Annotated in this window: 14 protein-coding genes; 4 read left to right on the top strand and 10 right to left on the bottom strand. The window is 63.7% G+C overall.

Translation table 11 applies throughout. From position 1 onward, the window contains the following. The 7 genes from AAFF19_RS18935 to AAFF19_RS18965 all read right to left on the bottom strand — a co-directional run bounded on the left by AAFF19_RS18935 (position 1) and on the right by AAFF19_RS18965 (position 11,324). A complete protein-coding gene (locus tag AAFF19_RS18935) occupies positions 1-1,182 on the bottom strand; it encodes a PilT/PilU family type 4a pilus ATPase (RefSeq protein WP_246330758.1) in 1,182 nt (393 codons plus the stop codon). Positions 1,183-1,296: 114 nt separating this feature from the next. Continuing rightward, a complete protein-coding gene (locus AAFF19_RS18940) occupies positions 1,297-7,434 on the bottom strand; it encodes an Hpt domain-containing protein (protein WP_182118800.1) in 6,138 nt (2,045 codons plus the stop codon). Positions 7,435-7,481: 47 nt separating this feature from the next. After that, positions 7,482-9,761 (bottom strand): methyl-accepting chemotaxis protein, encoded by a 2,280-nt coding sequence (locus AAFF19_RS18945; protein ID WP_182118801.1) that lies wholly within the window; start codon positions 9,759-9,761, stop codon positions 7,482-7,484. 21 nt (positions 9,762-9,782) lie between these two features. Beyond that, positions 9,783-10,310 (bottom strand): chemotaxis protein CheW, encoded by a 528-nt coding sequence (locus tag AAFF19_RS18950; protein ID WP_342720783.1) that lies wholly within the window; start codon positions 10,308-10,310, stop codon positions 9,783-9,785. Between the two features lie 15 nt (positions 10,311-10,325). Beyond that, a complete protein-coding gene (locus AAFF19_RS18955; protein ID WP_005796104.1) occupies positions 10,326-10,691 on the bottom strand; it encodes a response regulator in 366 nt (121 codons plus the stop codon). Then, positions 10,691-11,089 carry a response regulator gene (locus tag AAFF19_RS18960; protein ID WP_034692846.1) on the bottom strand — a complete coding sequence of 133 codons (399 nt, stop codon included), beginning with the start codon at positions 11,087-11,089 and terminating at the stop codon, positions 10,691-10,693. The genes AAFF19_RS18955 and AAFF19_RS18960 overlap by 1 nt, the downstream gene beginning before the upstream one ends. Positions 11,090-11,150: 61 nt before the next feature. After that, the gene (locus AAFF19_RS18965) at positions 11,151-11,324 is read right to left on the bottom strand and encodes a rubredoxin (protein ID WP_008903269.1); all 174 of its coding nucleotides are present in this window, start codon (positions 11,322-11,324) and stop codon (positions 11,151-11,153) included. A 94-nt stretch (positions 11,325-11,418) separates the two neighbouring features. Here AAFF19_RS18965 and AAFF19_RS18970 point away from each other — a divergent pair, with 94 nt between their 5' ends. Further along, the gene (locus AAFF19_RS18970; protein ID WP_342720784.1) at positions 11,419-12,378 is read left to right on the top strand and encodes a bifunctional hydroxymethylpyrimidine kinase/phosphomethylpyrimidine kinase; all 960 of its coding nucleotides are present in this window, start codon (positions 11,419-11,421) and stop codon (positions 12,376-12,378) included. Further along, a complete protein-coding gene (gene hemL / locus AAFF19_RS18975) occupies positions 12,362-13,672 on the top strand; it encodes a glutamate-1-semialdehyde 2,1-aminomutase (protein WP_182118803.1) in 1,311 nt (436 codons plus the stop codon). Before AAFF19_RS18970 ends, hemL begins: the two co-directional genes overlap by 17 nt. A gap of 168 nt (positions 13,673-13,840) precedes the next feature. On the opposite strand, the gene AAFF19_RS18980 is transcribed toward hemL, so the two are convergent. Continuing rightward, positions 13,841-14,827: an IS5 family transposase gene (locus AAFF19_RS18980; protein WP_182118804.1), complete on the bottom strand. Its 987-nt coding sequence runs from the start codon at positions 14,825-14,827 to the stop codon at positions 13,841-13,843. 114 nt (positions 14,828-14,941) lie between these two features. Beyond that, the gene (locus AAFF19_RS18985) at positions 14,942-15,721 is read right to left on the bottom strand and encodes an IclR family transcriptional regulator C-terminal domain-containing protein (RefSeq protein ID WP_182118805.1); all 780 of its coding nucleotides are present in this window, start codon (positions 15,719-15,721) and stop codon (positions 14,942-14,944) included. 201 nt (positions 15,722-15,922) lie between these two features. Between AAFF19_RS18985 and pobA the strand changes: the two genes are divergently transcribed. Beyond that, positions 15,923-17,131 (top strand): 4-hydroxybenzoate 3-monooxygenase, encoded by a 1,209-nt coding sequence (pobA, locus tag AAFF19_RS18990; protein WP_182118806.1) that lies wholly within the window; start codon positions 15,923-15,925, stop codon positions 17,129-17,131. 231 nt (positions 17,132-17,362) lie between these two features. Next, a complete protein-coding gene (locus tag AAFF19_RS18995) occupies positions 17,363-19,141 on the top strand; it encodes an alkaline phosphatase D family protein (RefSeq protein ID WP_342720785.1) in 1,779 nt (592 codons plus the stop codon). Positions 19,142-19,228: 87 nt separating this feature from the next. Here the strand turns inward: AAFF19_RS18995 and purH are convergent, their stop codons facing one another. Further along, a complete protein-coding gene (gene purH / locus AAFF19_RS19000; RefSeq protein ID WP_342721875.1) occupies positions 19,229-20,836 on the bottom strand; it encodes a bifunctional phosphoribosylaminoimidazolecarboxamide formyltransferase/IMP cyclohydrolase in 1,608 nt (535 codons plus the stop codon). Between the last annotated feature and the right edge of the window lie 2 nt (positions 20,837-20,838).

Genomic DNA, 20,838 nt, shown 5'->3' on the forward strand with positions numbered 1-20,838 from the left:
TCACCGGCGCGCAGCAGGGGGTGGAATGCTGTCTGGCCCGGTGGGCTCATCGGGGGTCATTTGCATGCCCTCACCACCCAGCGGCGCACCGGCTGCCAGCCGCAGGCGCAGCCGCACATCGGTGCGGTTATCGGCGTTGGCAATCGCCTCTTCGGGCGATATGGCGCCGGACTCGACCATGGCCAGCAAGGACTGGTCGAAGCTCCACATGCCCTGCTCACCGCTGCGGGTGATGGCAGTCTTGAGTTCGTCGATCTGCCCCTTCTGGATCAGCTCGGCCACATAGGGCGTGAGCAGCATGATCTCGGTGGCAGGCACCAGGCCACCCGCCAGCCCCGCCACCAGGCGCTGCGCTACGACAGCGCGCAGGTTGAGGGACAGGTCCATGAGCAATTGGCGGTGGGCGTCTTCGGGGAAGAAATTCACAATGCGCTGTACCGCCTGGTTCGCATTGTTGGCATGCAGTGTGGAAACACACAGGTGGCCGGACTCGGCATAGTGCAGCGCGTGCTGCATGGTGGCCCGGTCGCGGATTTCACCAATCATGATCACGTTCGGCGCTTCCCGCATCGCGCGGCGCAGGGCCTCGTCATAGGACAGCGTATCGAGCCCCACCTCGCGCTGTGTCACGAGTGACTTCTTGTGGGTGTGAAGGTATTCGATGGGGTCTTCCACCGTCAGGATATGCCCGCCCGTGTGGGCATTGCGGTGGTCCAGCAGCGCGGCCAGCGTGGTGGTTTTGCCAGAACCAGCCGACCCCACCGTGAGTACCAGCCCCCCTTTGAGAAACGCCAGTTGCTGGAGCACGGGCGGAAGGCCGAGCGCCTCCAGGCTGGGAATGCGGGCGATGACGTGGCGGATCACCATGCCCACCTGGCCGCGCTGGCGGTGCACATTCACACGAAACCGCTCACCCTCGGGTGTCTGCAGGGAGAGATCGCACTCCATGGTGGCGTCGAACTCCTGCTGCTGCTCCTCACGGAGGATGGAGTAGGCCATCTGCCGCACATCATCTGCCGTCAGCTGTTGCTGCCCCATGGCCACAAACACGCCCTGCCGCTTGAGGGTGGGTGGCGCACCCGCCATGATGAAGAGGTCGGAAGCTCTCTCCCGCACCACCATCGCCAGGCAGGCCAGCAAACGAGGGTCAGGGGAAGGAACGGTTACCGGCGAAGCCATCATCAGCACAAACTCCGGGATGCAGCAGGCCCAAGGGGCACCGGGATCTGACGCCGCATCTGCAAGCCACAGGCCCGCCACTTCAAGGCAGGCCTGCGGTGCACTTCCATGGAGACGCTATGCCTCTGCGGTCGCCGCGAGGCGGGCGTAGTGCTGGATGAGGCTCAGCAGCTCTTCATCCGAGTAGGGCTTGCCCAGGTAATGGTTGACGCCCAGTTCCATTGCATGCTCACGGTGCTTCTCGGCGATGCGCGACGTGATCATGATGATGGGGAGGTCACGCAGCGCGCCATCGGCCCGAATGTTCCGTGCAAGGTCGAAGCCGTCCATGCGCGGCATTTCGATGTCGGACAGCACCACGGTCGGGCGCTCTTCCTGCAGGCGTTCCAGCGCTTGCAGACCGTCAGCCGCGAGCGCCACACGATAGCCTTCGCGCTGCAGCAGACGCTGCGTGACGCGGCGCACCGTGATGGAATCGTCCACCACCAGCACCAGCGGAACCTGGCTCGGACCCGCAAGCTGCGGAGACACGACCGCCTTGCCTGCACCCGAAGAACCGTCAGCCTCCAGGACAGGCGGCAGACCCGCACTGGCGGCACGCACCTGATCACCATAGACGGTAGCCAGCGCCACCGGGTTGTAGATCAGCACCACGGCACCAGAGGCCAGCACGGACATGCCGGCCAGACCTGGCAATCGCGACAACTGGGGACCAAGGTTCTTCACCACGACTTCCTGGTTGCCCAGAACTTCGTCCACGTGCATGGCAATGCGCTGCGATGCACTGCGGAAAATCACCACCGGTCGCGTCTTGCCGCCAGCCTCGTTGCTGCGCGAAGAAGCCTGCAGAAGCGCCCCGGACCAGAAGAAGGGGAGCTGCTCCATGCCGTCATCAAAATGACCGGTGCGGTAGGCCGTCTCCAGGTCTGCCGCCGACGTGCGCCGCACGATCTCGACCACGTTGGCGGGCACGCCAACGGCCAGATCGCCTGCGCGCAGCATCACCACCTGCGTCACTGCCGTGGTCAACGGCAGCACCATGCGGAATGCGGCGCCCTTGCCCGCTTCGGTCGACGTTTCAATCCGACCACCCAGCGCATTGATCTCGGCACGCACAACGTCCATGCCGATACCGCGCCCTGCCAAGCCGGTCACTTCGGACGCGGTGGAGAACCCGGGCATGAAAATCAGGTTGGCAGCCTCCGCGTCGCTCAGCTCCGCGCCCGGCTCCACAATCCCCTGGGCCAGCGCCTTTTCGCGAATGCGTGGCAAGTTCAGCCCAGCACCGTCATCCCGGAATTCCACCGAAACGTCATTGCCTTCGTGGTGCAAATCGACCGTGATCGTGCCGGAAGCGGACTTGCCCGCTGCGGTGCGCACCTGCGGATCTTCAATGCCGTGGGCCACGCAGTTACGAAGCAAGTGTTCGAACGCGGGGGTCATGCGATCCAGCACGCCGCGGTCCATTTCGATGGAGCCGCCGGTGATGTCCAGCTTGATCTGTTTGCCGGTTTCCTTCGACGCCTGGCGCACCACGGCGTAGAGGCGTTCGGCAATGCCCTCAAACTCCACCATGCGGGTGCGCAGCAGATCGCGCTGCAGCTCGCGGGCCTGGCGACCCTGGGCAATCAGATCGTCTTCGGCGCCTTCCATGGCCCGTTGCAGGTTGCGCTGCACGGTCGCCACGTCGTTTACCGACTCGGCCATCATGCGTGTGAGCTCCTGCACGCGCGTAAAGCGGTCGAACTCCAGGGGATCGAACCCAGCAGCAGAATCCTTGGACAGTGCCAGACGCGACTGCATCTGCGATTCCGCCTGCACCTCGATGTCGCGCAACTGCTGACGCAGACGATCCAGGTTGCCGGACAGATCGGTGAGCGAACTGCGGAACTGCCCCAGACGCACGTCGAGGCGGGAGCGGCTGATCATCACTTCGCCAGCCTGGTTGACCAGGCGGTCCAGCAGTTGCGCGCGAACGCGCACCGACTGGTTGGCGGCCACACGCAAAGGCGCGAGCTGCGACGGACCCGGCAGACGCACCGCCGCATTTGCGGGCGCGGTCGATGCCGCTGCAGCCGGTATGGGCATTGGAGCCGGGCTGTCTGCGCGCGCCTCGGACAGCCCGCGTGGCGCCTCCACCGGCAACGCAACCACCGTGTCGGCCGAGCCTTGGCCAATGGCACGCAGCGCATCAAAATTGGCCTGAATGCCATCGAAGTTCCCTTGCAGGGGCTCGATTTGGTCCGAAGTGACCGTTTCGGCATCCAGATGCTCGATCGCCGATTCCAGCCTGTGGGCCATTTCGCCCAGGCGCATGGCCCCGGCGAGGCGCGAGCTGCCTTTGAGGGTGTGCAACGCGCGCAAGACCTCACTGCGAGCACCAAGGTTGTCCGGCCGCGAGGCCCACTGGCGAAGTGCGCCACCCAGCTGCGGCAACAGCTCCGCAGCTTCTTCTTCAAAGATCGGGAACAGATCCGGGTCAATGACGTCGATGGCGTCGATATCGTCGTCTACATCAGAACCTAGCGCCACGGCATGCGCGATCGCCTCGTCGACAAACCTGTCGTGATCGTGCACCACCGCAGACAATGCAGGCGCCACATGCCGTGCTACGACGGCATCGGGTTCATTCACGGGTGTGGCGTCTACGTCGTCCAGGTTCGATGCAGGCGCAACTGCAGACAGCTCGGCTTCTGCCTGAACCACCGCGGGGTGCGCGGCCTCTGGGCGATCCGCGTCGGTGGCCTCGTCTTCCGGAGGAGACAGCGTGTTGTCCACCTCGGTCTCGAGTATCTGGCGCAGCTGCGCCAGCACTTCTTCGCTTGGCTCCTTGAGAAAGCCCGCCGCAAACTGGTGGAGCAACCGGCGAATATCGTCGGCTGCTGCCAGAAAGGCCTGGGCTTGCTCCTCGGTGCCACCCGATTGCAGCATCACATGCTGCAAGGCGTGTTCGAGGACCCTGGACAACTCGGAAAGGGCCGTGAAACCCACTGTGGCAGAGCTGCCTGCCAGCGAATGGGCCAGCGCGACTGCGATGTCGGGCAGCGGCTCGTGCAGCTCCAGCGACCATTCCTGAAGGCAGGTGGCCAACCGACGCGACCACTCGTCTGCTTCGTTCAAATAAACGTTGTACAGCGGTATGCCAATGCGCAGCGTATCAATGACCTTGACCGCTTCATCGCTGGCACCATCGTCCTGGGGCACTGCATCGTGGGATTGCGGTGCATCGGTGGACGCAACGGCGACGGTTTCTGGGGTCTCTGAGGCGAGTTCTGGTGCAGTTTCTGCTTCGTCCGCAATCTCCACTGGCGGCTGCAGCTCCACCAGGCTCTGCTCCTCCAAAGGCTCCGTTGCTTCAGATGACGGGACCTTCAGCAGTGCGGCCACATCGTCCGGCACATCGGCTGCTACTGCAACGTCGGGTGCGCCGTCCTTCGGGGCGGGTTCCAGGTCAGGCAACTCGAGATCCAGCACAAAATCGGCACTGGATGGATCGACCGCCCCTGAAGCGGCAGGCGCATCGTTGAGCGCGGCGGCGAACACGGAAAAATCGATGTCTTCCGCCACGTCGCTGGCCACGGCTCCCGCATCGCCGGGCTGGGGCACGTGGTCCGAGATGGCGGTGACCTCGAAATCGGGCGCCACGAACTCTTCGTCGACAGCCTGAGGTGCCTCTGCAAACGCAGCTTCCGGCAGATCCGGCAACTGCTCGTCGGGCGCAGCCGCTTCGCGTTCTGCCGCAGCTCCAGCCAACGGCACGTCCAGCCCGCCATCTGCGGGAAGGGCCAGCGGCAGCAGTGTGCCATCCAGACGCATCGCGTCCGCAGAGCGGCAGAAGGCGTCCGCTTGCCACGCGCCAGCCTGGCCGGCGGCAATATCATCAGCCCATCGGCTGAATGCCCGCAACGCATCGGAGGACAGCTGCAACAAGCTCGGCTGCATGGGCTTCTGCTCGGCCAGCCAGGCATTCAGCACCTGCTCCATCGACCAGGCGGCCTCTCCAAACTCGTTCAACCCAACCATCCGTGAGCTGCCCTTGAGGGTGTGGAAAGCCCGGCGCAGGGTGGTCTGCTCGGTAAGGTTGCCAGGCTCATCGTTGAGCACCTGGATGGCAGCAAGACCATTGACCACCACCTCGCGAGCCTCTTCCAGAAACACTTCGAGCAGCTCGTCTTCGATTTCCGGCGCCTGCGTGGCCGCAGGGGCTGCAACGGCATGGACCGGCGGTGCTTGCACGCTCCGGGCAACATCGGGCAACTCGAACGAAATGCCAGGGTCGAGCGAATCAGGTTCCGCCGCAGCAACTGGCTGACTCCCCTCGTCAGAAGGCAGCTCAGGCAGCGATACGAGCGAACCGAAATCTGTCGGTTCGCTGGCGGGCTCCTTCGCGGGGAAACGAGGCACGACATCGGGCAGCGGGACAGCAGACCGCTCGTCCAACTTCGCAACGCCTTCTTCCAGTGCATCCGATGCGCGCGAGCGGGTCTTGCCCATCAGGATGCGCAGTTCACCCAACTCCTCGTCGTACACGAACAGCTTGCGCGCCATCGTGCGCTGGTAGCTCAGCATGTCAATCATGAAGCCCAAGGCACCAAGACTGTTGCCCAACTTCTCGAACACGCCCTGGCGCTCTTCCTCGGGCACTTCATTGATAAGCAAGCGCTCTACCATGTCGCGCATGCGGACCACCGCCAGCGAGGCCTGGTCCAGGCCCAGCACCGACAGCACGCCGCGCATTTGCGCGAGGTGACCGGGAACCGAGGCCAGCACCGCAGTGTCCTGGGGGTTTCGGAAGAACTGATCCAGCGCCTTCTCGGCCTCGCCGAGGGTAGAGCGCAGCTCGTCCACAACGCTGCCCATGGTCTGGTTGTCGCTGACCCTGCGGTACAGCTCTTCCATCCACTGCTCCAGTGGTTCGGGCTCAGCGCCAGCGCTGACCGCATCCAGGCGCTCAGCCAGGCGCGCAGCGCGAATCTGCATTTCGTCGCCGTCTGCATCGAGCTCTTCAAACGCTGCCTGCAGATAGAGAACCGAAGTCGCCACTTCCATTGCCAGTGCAGCAGACGGGGGCTCTCCCGAGCGCGTAGTGGAGTCCAACGCCCGCGTCAGTGCCTGCGCCAGGGTTTCACTGCCGGGATGGAGCTTGCGCAGCGAATCGCAGACCAGACTGAATTGATCCGCAGCGGGCTTGAGCTTGTTGCGATCACCACCCGCCAAGGCCGACCACGTTTCCGTGGCAGCGGCAATCCGCTTGCGCGCCTGCGCCAGTAGCGCAGGGTCAAACCGGCCAAAACGTTCCGCTTCGTAGTCCACCGGCTGGAACCGGTCCAGCGCGAACGCCTGCCGGACCGCCTGCAGCGAAGGCACCTCACTGCCAGCAGTGCCGGAAGGCTTGGCCTGCGAGCAGAAAAACAGCAGGTCCTGAACCAGACGATCTGCAATCGTCGTGTCGCCCTTGGACAGCGTGGCGTACTGCATCAGCACGCGGGATGCAACACGCTTCACGTAAACATCGGCCGGCAGAAGACCCGCAGCGAACGCCTCAAAGAATCCTGCGCAGATTTTCCAGAATGCGCGGGATTGGCGGTCCTGCTGGGCAGCCACAAAGCCAAGACACGTATCGCGCAAGCTCCGTGCGGCCTTCAGGTCACCGGACTTCACGATTCGCAAAACCGCAGCGTCCAGGCGCGCACGCGCCTCCGCTCCGTACGGCAACGGCGCCGCAGACACAGCACCTTCTGGTTCACGGAAGCGTCGCTCCACGGGCCACAGATCGGCAGGGTGGACGCGATCAGCACCAGCCAGGGCCTGGGCCTCCCGGTATTGCGGGAAGAGCGCGACCGGCGAGGCAGGCTTGCCCGCCAACACGGTTTCCAGGTATTCGATGAGTGCGAAACTGGCGCGCTCGATCACAGCCGCAGCGTCGTCGCTGCAGGTTTCTGGTCGTTGCACGAACTTCTGCACTGCCGATTCCATGGCCCGCAGCACCAACGCAGGCGGGCCCATACCCACCATTTCGAGCGCTCCGCACGCCTGGTGAAGCTGCTGCCGGGCGATGCGCAGCGTGCCGGCATCCAGCGCCGCCAGATCGGATTCGCGGGCGGCCTCCGCATCGCGCACAAACCGCCGCATGGCCTTCACGGCACCATCGAGAGATTTTCGCAGTTCGTCAAGCACCCAAGCCAAGGGACCCAGATCCTGGTCCCCCTGGATCCCATCTACGGCCGGTGCATTGTTGACATCAATAGATGACATGGATTCGTCCCCGGCTGCTATGAGCCAGCTGGTTGATGACTACAGCGTCAGGCAATCTTGAACCGTGCCACCGACTGGCGCAGCTCCTCGGCCATGTGCGAGAGCTCGCGCACCTGCTGCGCGGTCGTGCGGGTACCTTCACCCGTCTGCTCGGTCACCGCAAAAATGTGCTGGATGTTGTCGGCCACTTCGTTGGCCAGAACAGCTTCCCGGGATGTCGAAGACGAAATCTGTTCGATCAGTTCCGCAAGGCGGCGCGACACGCGGTCAATTTCTGTCAGCGCGGTACCGGCGCTGTCAGACAGACGGGCCCCTTCCACCACACCCTGCGTGGAACGCTCCATAGCGGCCACAGCATCCTGTGTGTCGGTCTGAATGGCTTTCACCAGCGCAGAAATCTGTCGCGTTGCATCGGCGGAGCGCTCAGCCAGTCGCTGCACTTCTTCCGCCACCACCGAGAAGCCACGACCAGCTTCACCAGCGGACGCCGCCTGAATGGCGGCGTTCAGGGCCAGCACGTTCGTCTGTTCGGTAATGTCGGAAATCAGCTCGGTAATTTCACCGATCTCCTGCGACGATTCGCCCAGGCGCTTGATCCGCTTGGAGGTGTCCTGGATCTGATCACGGATGGAATTCATACCACCGATGGCGTTTTGCACAGCCTGCAGACCGGAGTCAGCAGCTTGCAGCGATTGGCGGGCCACTGTAGCGGACTCTTGCGCCTGTGTGGACACCTCGTTAATGCGCGTCGCCATGTCCAGAACCGAGCGGCCGGTTTCGCGAATTTCGCGCAGCTGCTCGGTCGATGCGGCCAGCAGTTCGGTCGATGTGTTGTCCACCTGGGCTGTCGTCTGCGCCACACGGGTAGCCGTGTTCTGCACGCTGCCCACCAGTTGGCGCAACTCTTCCACCGTGTAGTTCACCGAGTCGGCAATAGCGCCCGTGATGTCTTCCGTCACCGTGGCTTCCTGCGTCAGGTCACCTTCAGCGACCGACTGCAGTTCGTTCATCAAACGCAAAATGGCGGCCTGGTTGGCGTCGTTGACGCGCTTGGCTTCCTGCTCTTGGCGTTTGGCGTCCTTTTGCTGCATTTCAGCTGCCGCCTGACGACCACGGCTATCGAGCAGCTGCACACGAGAGATGCCCACACCGCAAAAAATCACGAACAAACCGGCCAGCGCCAGCGCTGCGAGCTGACCGCCGCCGACACCCGTCTGGGCCGACAGCTTGGACTGCAGGCCTTCCAACTGGCGGCGCAGGGGTTCGCTGTCCGCAATAATGGCAGACTGAGCTTCCCGTGCGGACACCAGGCCTTGCAGGTTGCCCAAAATGGCGCTCGCCTGGGTCCGGGTTTGCTCATAGAGCTTGATCAGTGCTTCGAGCTGTTCGCGCGTTTGCGCGTCCCGGGTCGGGGCCAGGCGCAGTTCCGGGCTTCCGTCCAGCAGACCTTGGGCAATTTCCTTGAAGGAGTTCAAGTCCTTGCCCAGCAGAAACACGGCCTCGGGGCTCACACCCTCCATCGTCTGGAATTCGTTGGCAGATTTGCCGATACGCTGGGTCAACATCACCAGCTGGCCGGCGGCAGAAATTTCGGCGGCCGGGGCGTTCTGCTGCAGTTTCAGCGAAGACACGGTTTCAGCGATTTCCAGCAGATCGGAAGACTGGCGGTTGATCGTGCGCAGCGCGTCACCCACCTGCGTCAGAATTTTTTGCTGGCCCATCACCACGCTGGCGTTGCGTTCGGCGCGTTCCATGAGCGGGTTCACCGCATCCAGGTCGGGCTTGAAGGGTTCGCCCAACGACTCCACACCCAGCTCTGCATCGCCGGAATTCAGGGCGCGCACGTTTCGCGCCAGCACGCCTGAGCTTTCCACAACGTCCGGGAAGGCCTGGGGACTACCCACCAGCGCCTGCGACACGGACTTGGCGAGCCGCTGTGACTGCATCAGGGATTGCCCGGTCGAAGCAAGCTGCTGGGCAGACCGGTCCGCCTGCTGCAGCACCCAGAAAGCGATCAAAGCCAGCACCGCAACGCCGATCAGCAGCAGCGCGAGCAATCGCCGCTGGTGGGCCGCCGCAGTCGCCCGCCCCAATACCGGCAGCGAGATCAGATCTTCTTCCGCCTCTGGTGAGTGCAGCTCCGGCACATAACCGTCAGGATCGCCCTGGACGCTGTTCATCGCCTCGGATTGGTAGGTATCGCGCATTGGCGAGCCTTCCAGCGGACCCGTGGCAAGCAGATCCTGCCCGTCGTCGGCGGTCGCGCCGGTTTCCGGAGTGGCAGGTTTCCGGTTGAACAGTTTTCCAAATTGATTGACAACGGACATGGTGCGGCCTTACAGAAAAACTCAAGCACTGATGCTCAGGAAAGCGGGATGTTGGGACAGGATCTGCAAGTTCAGCTCCTGCCAGCGTTTGCCGCTGGAATCGATGTAAACGGTGCCAAAAAAAGCAGGGGCATCGTCGTCGGGCGGCTCGGATGACACAAAGGCATCGGTACCGCGCAGCCCCGCCAGACGATCCACCAGCAAGGCGGCGTTCACATCCAGGGCGGCATTGAATGCAAGCAGGCTGGCCTCTGCGAGCGCCTGGTCGGTACGCGGCGCAGAGGAACCCAGCAGCCCCGCCAGATCCACCACACCGACCAGCCCCCCCCGAAGGTTGGCAACACCCAGAAACCAGCTCTGGGTGTACGGAACTGCCTGGATCGAACCCCAGGGGAAGATCTCCCCGGACTGGCCCAGTGGCAGCAAATAGAAACTCCCGGCGGACTCTACAGCCAGCCAGGAGGAAACAGAGGTCCCTTCGGTTCTTGCGGCCTGAAGACGGCTGGCAAGTCGGGTCTGGAGCTCTCGCAGGGCTTCGCGGTTGGCCATGAACGCGCCGCAGCCTCAGTTCAGGGCGTCGATCTTGGCCTGCAGTTCGGCGGGATCCACGGGCTTGGTGATGTAGCCACGCGCTCCCTGCCGCATCCCCCAGACGCGATCTGTTTCCTGATTCTTGCTGGTGCACATAATGATGGGCACATCGGCATACAGCGGATCCCGGGTAATGGCGCGCGTGAGCTGGAACCCATTTTGGCCAGGCATCACGACATCCATGAGGATCAGGTCAGGCTTCTCCTCCGCCAGACGGCGAAAAGCCTCTTCAGCATTTTCTGCGGTGCGAACCTGCATACCTTTTTTCTGAAGCAGGTCCGTCAAAAACATCAACTCGGTCTTCGAGTCGTCGACGACCAGTACTTTCTGGATGGGCATTACATCGCTCCTTGTTGGGCATTGCCAAACTGCTGCACCGCTTGCAACAGCTGGTCTTTGGTAAACGGTTTGGTGAGATATTCCTGGCAGCCGACCATGCGCCCGCGCGCCTTGTCGAAAACGCCATCCTTGGAGGACAGCATTACCACCGGAGTATCCGCAAAACGGGCGTTGCGCTTGATGATGGCGCAGGTCTGGTACCCATCGAGCTTGGGCATGAGGATGTCGCAGAAAATCAGCTGTGGCTGGTAATCATTGACTTTGGCCAAAGCATCAAAGCCGTCGTCGGCCAACAAGACTTCGTGCCCCCCCTGCTTGAGAAAAATCTCGGCGCTTCGACGGATGGTGTTGCTGTCATCCACCACGAGCACTTTGAAAGATGCGCCTGTTGTAGTCAATTGTTACTGCTCCCGATGGAAAAATAAACAACGCATCAGCACATGATGATGCTGATGCGCCTCAAATCTGAACCATCTCGAAGTCTTCCTTGCGGGCTCCGCATTCGGGACAGGTCCAGTTCATCGGGACCTGATCCCAGGGAGTATTGGGGGCAATGCCGTGCTCAGGAGATCCCTCTGCTTCGTCATAAATCCAACCGCAAATCAAACACATCCAGGTTTTAGAGTCGATCACAGCTTAAAGGGCCTTCACATAGAATGCAACGATTGTATCTAGTCATCTCCGTGGGCTGCGGCTTCGGTGCCACCCTTCTTGCAGGATCTGGTCCATGACCACCAAAGCATCCACTCCCCCCCCAGACATCATGGACCTCGACGATGACGGCCCGGAGGACGCAAGCCCTGCATGCGTGCTCGTCTTCAATGCCAGCGACCCCAGCGGCGCTGGCGGGCTGACGGCCGACATCACCACCATTGCCTCCGTAGGCGGGCATCCGATTGCCGTGGTCACAGGTGCCTATGCCCGTGACACGGCGCAGATTTTCGACCACTTCAGCTTTGACGACGAGGCGGTGGCCGAGCAGGCCCGGGCCGTGCTGGAAGACCTGCCGGTCCAGGCCATCAAGGTCGGTTTCGTGGGCAGTCCGGAGAACATCAGCACCATCGCTGAAATAACCACAGACTATGACGAAGTCCCGGTGATAGCGTACATGCCCAACCTGTCCTGGTGGCGCGATGAGCTGATCGACGAGTACCTGGACGCGTTCCGCGAATTGTTGTTACCGCAGACCTCGGTGTTGGTTGGAAACCACAGCACCCTGTGGCGCTGGCTGTTGCCCGACTGGACCAGCGACCGCAGCCCCACGGCGCGCGACATTGCCCGGGCCGCCTCCGAAATGGGCGTGCCCTATACCCTGGTCACCGGCATTCCCCTGCCGGAGCAGTTTGTCGAGAACGTGCTGGCCTCCCCCCAGACCGTGCTGGGCAGTGGCAAGTTCGAACTGTTCGACGCCACCTTCTCCGGCGCCGGCGATACCCTGTCGGCGGCCCTCACGGCCCTGGTGGCCAGCGGCAACGACCTGGGCGAAGCCACCAGCGAGGCGCTGGGCTACCTCGACCGCTGTCTGGACGCCGGCTTTCGCCCCGGCATGGGGCACATCGTGCCCGACCGCATGTTCTGGGCCCAGCCCGACGGTGACGAGGCCGATGGTGACGAAGAAGAATCCCCGATTGATGAAGCACAGGCCCTCGAAGGCTTTGTGATGCCACCCCATGACACCAAGCACTGATCTCAATATTCCCCTGTTCGAACGCGCCAAGGCGCTGATCCCCGGCGGCGTGAACTCGCCCGTGCGGGCCTTCAAGGCCGTGGGCGGCACGCCGCGTTTTGTGAAGCGTGCAAAAGGCGCCTACTTCTGGGACGCCAACGACCAGCGTTTCATCGACTACATCGGCTCCTGGGGACCGATGATCCTGGGCCACGGCCACCCCGCCGTGCTCGAAGCCGTGCAGAGCGCCGCCCTTGACGGCTTCAGCTTCGGCGCACCCACCGAGCGAGAAGTGGAGCTGGCCGAAGAGATCCTGAGCCTGGTCCCTTCGATGGAGATGATCCGCCTCGTCAGCTCCGGCACCGAAGCCGGCATGAGCGCCATCCGCCTCGCACGTGGCGCCACGGGGCGAGCCAAGTTCATCAAGTTCGAGGGCTGCTACCACGGCCACGCCGACTCACTGCTCGTCAAAGCCGGCTCGGGCCTGGCCACGTTTGGCAACGCCACCAGCGCGGGCGTGCCGCCTGAAGTGGTGCAGCACACCCTGGTGCTCGAATACAACAATGTCGCCCAGCTCGAAGAAGCCTTTGCCCTGCACGGCAAGGAACTGGCGTGCGTGATGATCGAGCCCATCGCGGGCAACATGAACCTGGTGCGCGCCAGCGTGCCGTTCATGAAGCGCTGCCGCGAGCTGTGCACCGAATATGGCGCGCTGCTGGTGCTGGATGAGGTGATGACGGGCTTTCGCGTGGCCCTGGGCAGCGCGCAAAGCGTCTATGCCAAGAGCATCCCCGGCTTCAAACCCGACATCACGGTGCTGGGCAAGGTCATTGGCGGTGGCATGCCGCTGGCAGCCTTCGGTGGCCCGCGCGCCATCATGGAACACTTGGCGCCGCTGGGCGCGGTGTACCAGGCCGGCACGCTGTCGGGTAACCCGGTGGCCACGGCCTGCGGGCTGGCCACGCTGCGCGAGATCAAGAAGCCCGGCTTCTTCGACGCCCTCTCGGCCACCACACGTTCGCTGGTTGATGGCCTCGCCGCTGCCGCCGCCGCCGAAGGCGTGCCCTTCAGCACCGACAGCGAAGGCGGCATGTTCGGCTTCTTCCTGATGCCCGAGCTGCCCCACAACTACGCCCAGGTGCTCAAGACCGACAGCGCGCGTTTCAACCAGCTGTTCCACGGCCTGCTGGATCGCGGTATCTATATTGCACCTGCGCTTTATGAGGCCGGTTTTGTCAGCGCCGCCCACACACCCGAGGACATTGCCACCACCGTGGCAGCCGCCCGCGAAGTGTTCAAAGAACTATCAAAATAATAGCTGCCAGCGCTTTACCATCAAGCGCTAGGGAAACTCTTCACGAATCGGTTCTGTCTGTGCCACAGCGATGCCTGAACTAAAACAGCACGGAAACTGAGCAATTACGCGTGTGCAGCGAGCCCCGCGAGCTCCGCCCAGGGGCTATTCGCCCCCGATCCAGTGGCATCACGCCCCTTGCACACGCACCTGTCCTATGCAGGCCATCAGCTTGTGCCTTGCCATCCACAGATTGCCCAGCGCAAACAGCGTGACGATCTGCGCCGTGTTCTTCTTGAGCCCCCGGTAGCCCACCTTCACATATCCAAACTGTTGCTTGATTACCCTGAACGGGTGCTCCACCTTGGCCCGGATGCTGGCCTTGGTGCGCTCCAATTGGTCGATCAACGCCTCCAGCGGCTTGTCCTTGTCCAAAGCCCGGCGCAAGCTTGGGCGCAGGGCTACATGCCAGTGCACGTTTGGGTTGGCATCAGGTCGCTTGTCTACCCCTTGGTAGCCCGCGTCGCCAAAGGCATTTGCTTCCTGCCCGTGCAGCAGGCTGTTGGCCTCGACTACATCACCAACATTGCCGCTAGTGCCGCGCACCGTGTGCACCAAGCCTGAGTCTGCATCCACGCCAATGTGGGCCTTCATACCGAAGTACCACTGGTTGCCCTTCTTGCTTTGGTGCATCTCGGGGTCGCGCTCGCCACTTCGGTTCTTGGTGGAAGTGGGCGCGGCAATCAGCGTGGCGTCCACCACCGTGCCTGCTTTGAGTTGGAGTCCCTTGGCCTGCAGCAGTGCATTGACCGTGGCCAGGATCTGATCAGCCAGCTTATGGCGCTCCAGCAGATGCCTAAAGCGCAGGATGCTCGATTCGCTGGGGATGTATTCGTCCCAATGGGACAGGCCTGCAAAGTCCCGAAACGCTGGCACGTCGTGCAGGGCTTCTTCCATCGCTGGGTCGCTGAGCTTGAACCATTGCTGCATGAAATGGATGCGCAGCAGGGTCTGCACTGCAAAGGGCTGCTGGCCCCTGCGCCCGCTCTCGGGGGCGTAGGGCTCTATCAGCGAGACCAGTTCTGTCCAGGGCACCACCAACTCCATGGCATCAAGGAATTCACGCTTGCGCGTGCGCTTGGTGGTGTTGTTCAGGCCCAGACTGCTTTGCTTCATGTGCTTATTGTCTGGGCTTTGCCCATGTTCAAGCACGTCACGCAGGGATTCGTGCAGAGCATCCCTAGAGGCTATTTTTATTGATATTTTCGCTTGGCAACTCGACGGTAGCGCTCACAGCAGCCCGCGCAACTCGCGGGCGGCCTCCTGCAGCAGCGGCAGCATGTCGCGCTGCAGGCTGCTCTCATCCACCTGCTTGGGCGACGCCACCACATTCAGCGCCGCCACCGTGTCGCCCTGCAGATTGCGCAGGGGCACGGCCAGCGCGTGCACGCCCAGCTCGTGCTCTTCCACCGCCAGGCAATAGTCATCGCGCCGCACCTTGGCAACCACCTGCCGCAGCGGGCCGACCTGGGTGATGGTGTGGGGCGTGAGGCGGTGCAGTGAGCAGGCCTTGAGCCACGCAGTGAGTTGGGCAGGAGGCAATGCCGCCAGCAGCACGCGCCCCGTGGACGTGGGGTGCGCCGGCAGCCGCGCCCCCAGGTGCAGACCATAGGCCAGCACGCGCGACGGCGCGCCGTACACCCCGCTGCGCGCCACGATCACCACCTCGTTGCCATCCAGCACCACGGCCGAAAACGACTGCTGGGTCTGCGCCGCCAGCCGGTTCAGCGTGGGCTGCAGCACGCGCGGCAGCCGGGCTGAGGCCAGGTAGCTGCCTGAAAACCGCAGCACCTTGGGCGCCAGCCAGAAGTAGCTGCCATCCGTCTCCAGATACCCCAGGTGCGCGAGCGTGAGCAGGTGCCGCCGCGCCGCAGCGCGCGTGAGACCCGTGCGCTGCGCGGCCAGCGTGGCATTGAGCCGCTGGCGCTCGGTGTCAAAACTCTCCAGCACGGCCATGCCCTTGGCCATGCCTTCGATGAAATCTGCCTTGGCGATGGGAAAGGTGGTCATGGTTTGCCTGGGGCGCCTGGGATCGGTCGCCTGGTCGAAGACTGGAGGTGAGCCGAGGCCATGGAAGATTGCGCGATGATCGCACATCAAATCCATCAATCGCACGATAGCGGCGTGGGCCGGGCTTCAATTGACATGGATCAACCTACGCTTGGCCCTGTTCCTTTACCGCTTTCTAACGCCTTTGTGAGGTTGTCCACCATGCGTACCCAGGTTGCCATCATCGGCGCAGGCCCCGCCGGTCTGCTGCTCGGCCAGTTGCTCTACAAATCCGGCATTGACGCCGTCATCATCGAACAGCGCAGCCCCGACTACGTGCTGGGCCGCATCCGCGCTGGCGTGCTGGAGCAGGTCAGCATGGACCTGCTGGACAAGGCTGGCGTTGGTGCCCGTGCCCATGCCGAGGGGCTGCCCCACGATGGCATCGAACTGCTGTTCAAGGGCCAGCGCCACCGCATCGACCTGCACGAGCTGACCGGCGGCAGCCGCGTGACGGTGTATGGCCAGACCGAAGTGACGCGCGACCTGATGGACGCGCGCGCGGCAGAAGGCTTGACGACCGTGTACGACGCGCAGAACGTGCAAGTGCACGACTTCGAAGGCCAAAGCCCCCGCGTGACCTACCAGAAGGACGGCCAGACGCACGAGCTGGCCTGTGACTTCATCGCAGGCTGCGACGGCTACCACGGCGTGTGCCGCGCCAGCGCCCCGGCCGATCTGCTCAAGACTTACGAACGTGTCTACCCCTTTGGCTGGCTGGGTGTGCTGGCCGATGTGCCGCCGGTGTCGCACGAACTGATTTACGCCAACACCGAGCGCGGCTTTGCGCTGTGCAGCATGCGCAGCGCCACGCGCAGCCGCTACTACGTGCAGGTGCCCAACACCGACAAAATCGAGAACTGGACCCTCGACCAGTTCTGGACCGAGCTGGGCAACCGCCTCGACCCCGAGGCGCGCGCCAATCTGGTCACCGGCCCCGCACTGGAGATGAGCATTGCCCCGCTGCGCAGCTTTGTGGCCGAACCCATGCGTTTTGGCCGCATGTTCCTGGCGGGCGACGCGGCCCACATCGTGCCGCCCACCGGCGCCAAGGGGCTGAACCTGGCCGCCAGCGACGTGGGCTATCTGTGGACCGCGCTGTCCGAGTTCTACAACGACAAATCAGCCGTTGGCATCGACACCTACTCCGAGCGCTGCCTGCGCCGCGTGTGGCGGGCAGAGCGCTTTTCGTGGTGGTTCACCTCGCTGATGCACCGCTTCCCCGAGACCGGCGAGTTCGGCCAGAAGATCCAGGAGGCCGAGCTGGACTACCTCGTCAACTCGCGTGCAGCCTCGGTGTCGCTGGCGGAGAACTATGTGGGCCTGCCGATGGACTTTGGACAGCGCAGCGAGCCCGACACAGCAGCCTGAAAAACAAGCGACGCAAATGGACGAGCGGGCCCGGTACAAAGGACGCGCCCCTTCGGTCACCACAACCGCTTGAGGCGCACGCTTCGGTTTCCTGGAATCGCCACACCGGCTGGGTCGACAAGGGCAGGCGGAGAGTCGGCGCTGGCAGCGGGTTGCGCGCCTCCATTCAGCCTTCACGGCATCGTCATATCGGAGTGCGAACCTGTCTGGCTTTACCAGGACTGCAGCCCCATGAATCGCCCTCCCCGTTCCGACCGCCCATTGACCCACCTGCTGCGCCACGATGGCGCAGAAGAACCCTCCTCGGCCCCCGTCGATGTCGGCCGCCGAGTGTTTGTGCGCCAGCTCGCTCTCGGCGCCACGGCATTGGGCACATTGCCGCTGGCTGCCTGCGGTGGCAGTGATGATGACGCTCCCGCTGTCAGCTTTGTGCATGGTGTGGCCAGCGGCGACCCGCTCAGTGACCGCGTGATCCTGTGGACGCGCATCACGCCGCCCGCGGGCCACACGGCGGACATCCCGGTGCAATGGGAAGTTGCGACGGATGCGGTCTTCACCACCGTGGTGGCCAAAGGCCAGGCCACCGCCACTGCCGCCAAAGACTTCACTGTCAAGGTCGATGCCACTGGCCTCAAGCCGGCCACGGCCTACCACTACCGCTTCAAGGCCTATGCGGCCCAGTCGGCCACTGCACGCACCCGCACGCTGCCCACCGGCAGCGTGGCACTGGTCAAGCTGGCGGTGTTCTCGTGCGCCAACTACCCGGCGGGTTACTTCAACGTGTACGCCGACGCCGCGCGCCGCAACGACCTCGATGCCACCGTGCACCTGGGCGACTACCTTTACGAATACGCGCGCGGAGGCTACGCCTCGGCCAGCGCCGCGCAGCTGGGCCGCCTGTCGCAACCCGCCACCGAAATCCTGTCGCTGGCCGACTACCGCCTGCGCCACGCGCAGTACAAGACCGACCCCGACCTGCAGGCCCTGCATGCCGCCGCCCCCATGATCGCCGTATGGGACGACCACGAGATCACCAACGACACCTGGGCCAACGGCGCCGAAAACCACCAGGCCGCCACCGAAGGCAGCTTTGCGGCGCGCAAGGCGGCAGCCCTGCAGGCCTACCACGAGTGGATGCCCACGCGCAATGCGCAGCCCGATCTGATCTACCGCAGCTTCAACTTTGGCAACCTGGTGGCGCTGCAGATGCTCGACACGCGCCTGATCGGGCGCGACGAACAGGCCGACTACACCCGTTTCTTCACCGCCACCGGCTTTGACGCAGCAGGCTTTACCGCCGCCGTGGGCGCCCCCGCCCGCCAGATCCTGGGCAGCACGCAGACCCAGTGGCTCCAGCAGCAAATGGCCGCATCCACCGCTACCTGGCAAGTGCTGGGCCAGCAGGTGCTGATGGGGCGCATGAACATTCCGGCGCCCATCCTCATCGAGACCATCCAGCCCGGCGCAGGCGTGACGGTGTCGCAATACGCAGCCATCGTCGCCAAGGCCCAGACGGCCCCCGCCACGCTGACCGCCGCCGAAAAAGCCATCCTCGCCCAGCCCTCGATTCCGTACAACCTCGACGCCTGGGACGGCTACCAGGCTGCCCGCGAAACCGTGCTGGGCACGGCCCGCAGCCTGGGCAAGAACCTGGTGGTGCTGTCGGGCGACACGCACAACGCCTGGGCGAATGAACTGGCGGACATGGGTGGCAATGCGGTGGGCGTGGAGTTCGCCACCTCGTCAGTATCGTCGCCGGGCTTCGAGGAATACCTGCCCAAGGAGAACCCGGCCACGCTGGCGGGCGCGCTCCAGCAGCTGATCACGCCGCTCAAATACTGCGACACTTCGCGCCGGGGCTACATGGTGGTGACCGCCACCGCCACCGAATGCCGCGCCGACTGGGTGTATGTCAGCACCATCACCAGCCGCAACTACACCGCCAGCACCGACAAATCGCTCAAGGTGCTGGCCGGTGTCAGCGGGCGCGGTCGCATCGTGGCGGCCTGACCGCCATGTACTCCGCGCAGGCGCGCAGACAACAAAAAAGCGGCCAAGGCCGCTTTTTTTCAGGGAGTGATGATCAGCACCCTGACATCAGTGGCGGAAATGCCGCACACCGCTGAAGACCATGGCCACGCCACGCTCGTTGGCGGCGTCGATCACTTCGTTGTCGCGCATCGAGCCACCGGGTTGGATCACGCAGGTAGCGCCCGCATCGACCACCACGTCCAGGCCGTCGCGGAAGGGGAAGAACGCGTCGCTCGCCACGACCGTGCCTTGCAAGGTCAGGCCTGCGTGGCCTGCCTTGATGCTGGCGATGCGGGCCGAATCCAGGCGGCTCATCTGCCCCGCGCCCACGCCCATGGTCATGCCGCCCTTGCAGAAGACGATGGCATTGCTCTTCACGTACTTTGCGACCTTCCAGGCGAACAGCAGGTCTTCCATTTCTTCCAGCGTGGGCTGCTTCTGGGTCACGACTTTCAGGTCGATGAGAGACAGCTCGTGGTTGTCAGCGGTCTGAAGCAGCAGGCCCGAGCCGATGCGCTTGGCGTCCATGGCGTTGCGGCCGCGTTCCCAGTCCGTCTTGCCGCCATGCGCGGGCAAGGCAATTTTGAGCAGGCGCACATTGGCCTTGGCCTTGAAGATCTCCAGCGCCTCGGCCGTGAAGTCGGGGGCCATCAGCACCTCGACAAACTGTTTGCTCACCTGGGCCGCAGCCTGGCCGTCCACCACGCGGTTGAACGCGATGATGCCGCCGAAGGCGCTGGTGGGGTCGGTCTGGAAGGCCTTGCTGTAGGCGCTCAAGGCGTCCAGGCCCACGGCCACGCCACAGGGGTTGGCGTGCTTGACGATCACGCAGGCAGCGGCGTCAAAGCTCTTCACGCATTCCCACGCCGCATCAGCGTCGGCGATGTTGTTGTAGCTCAGTTCCTTGCCCTGCAGCTGCACACCGGTGACCAGCGAGCCGGGCGCGGGGTAGAGGTCGCGGTACAGCGCGGCCTGCTGGTGGCTGTTCTCGCCGTAGCGCAGGTCTTGCACCTTGGTGAAGATGCCATTGCTCTGGCCGGGGAACTGGGTGCGCGTGGGCACGTAGGTTTCCGACAGCTTTTCTTCTTCGAACGTGACGGAGGAGAGGTAGTCGCTAATGGCGCCGTCGTACTGCGCGATGCGGTTGAATGCGGCCACCGACAGCGCAAAGCGCAGCTTGTCGGACAGCTTGCCGCCCGCTTTCAATTCAGCCAGCACGGCCTCGTACTGGTCGGCCGAGGTGATCACGCCCACGTCCTTCCAGTTCTTCGCGGCGCTGCGCACCATGGCGGGGCCGCCGATGTCGATGTTCTCGATGGCGTCGGCCAGCGTGCAACCGGCCTTGGCCACGGTGGCTTCAAAGGGGTAGAGGTTGACCACCAGCAGGTCGATGGTGTCGATGCCGTGTTCCTTCAACGCCGCCATGTGTTCGGGCAGCTCACGGCGCGCCAGCAGGCCGCCGTGCACCTTGGGGTGCAGTGTCTTCACGCGGCCGTCGAGCATCTCGGGGAACTGGGTGACCTCGGCCACTTCGGTCACGGGCAGGCCCTTGTCGGCCAGCAGCTTGGCGGTGCCGCCGGTGGACAGGAGCTTGACGCCCAGCGCATGCAGCGCTTGGGCGAATTCGACGATGCCGGTCTTATCGGAGACGGAGAGGAGTGCGTTCATGGCAATGG

It is taken from the genome of Acidovorax sp. FHTAMBA (assembly GCF_038958875.1).
GTDB lineage: Bacteria > Pseudomonadota > Gammaproteobacteria > Burkholderiales > Burkholderiaceae_C > Acidovorax.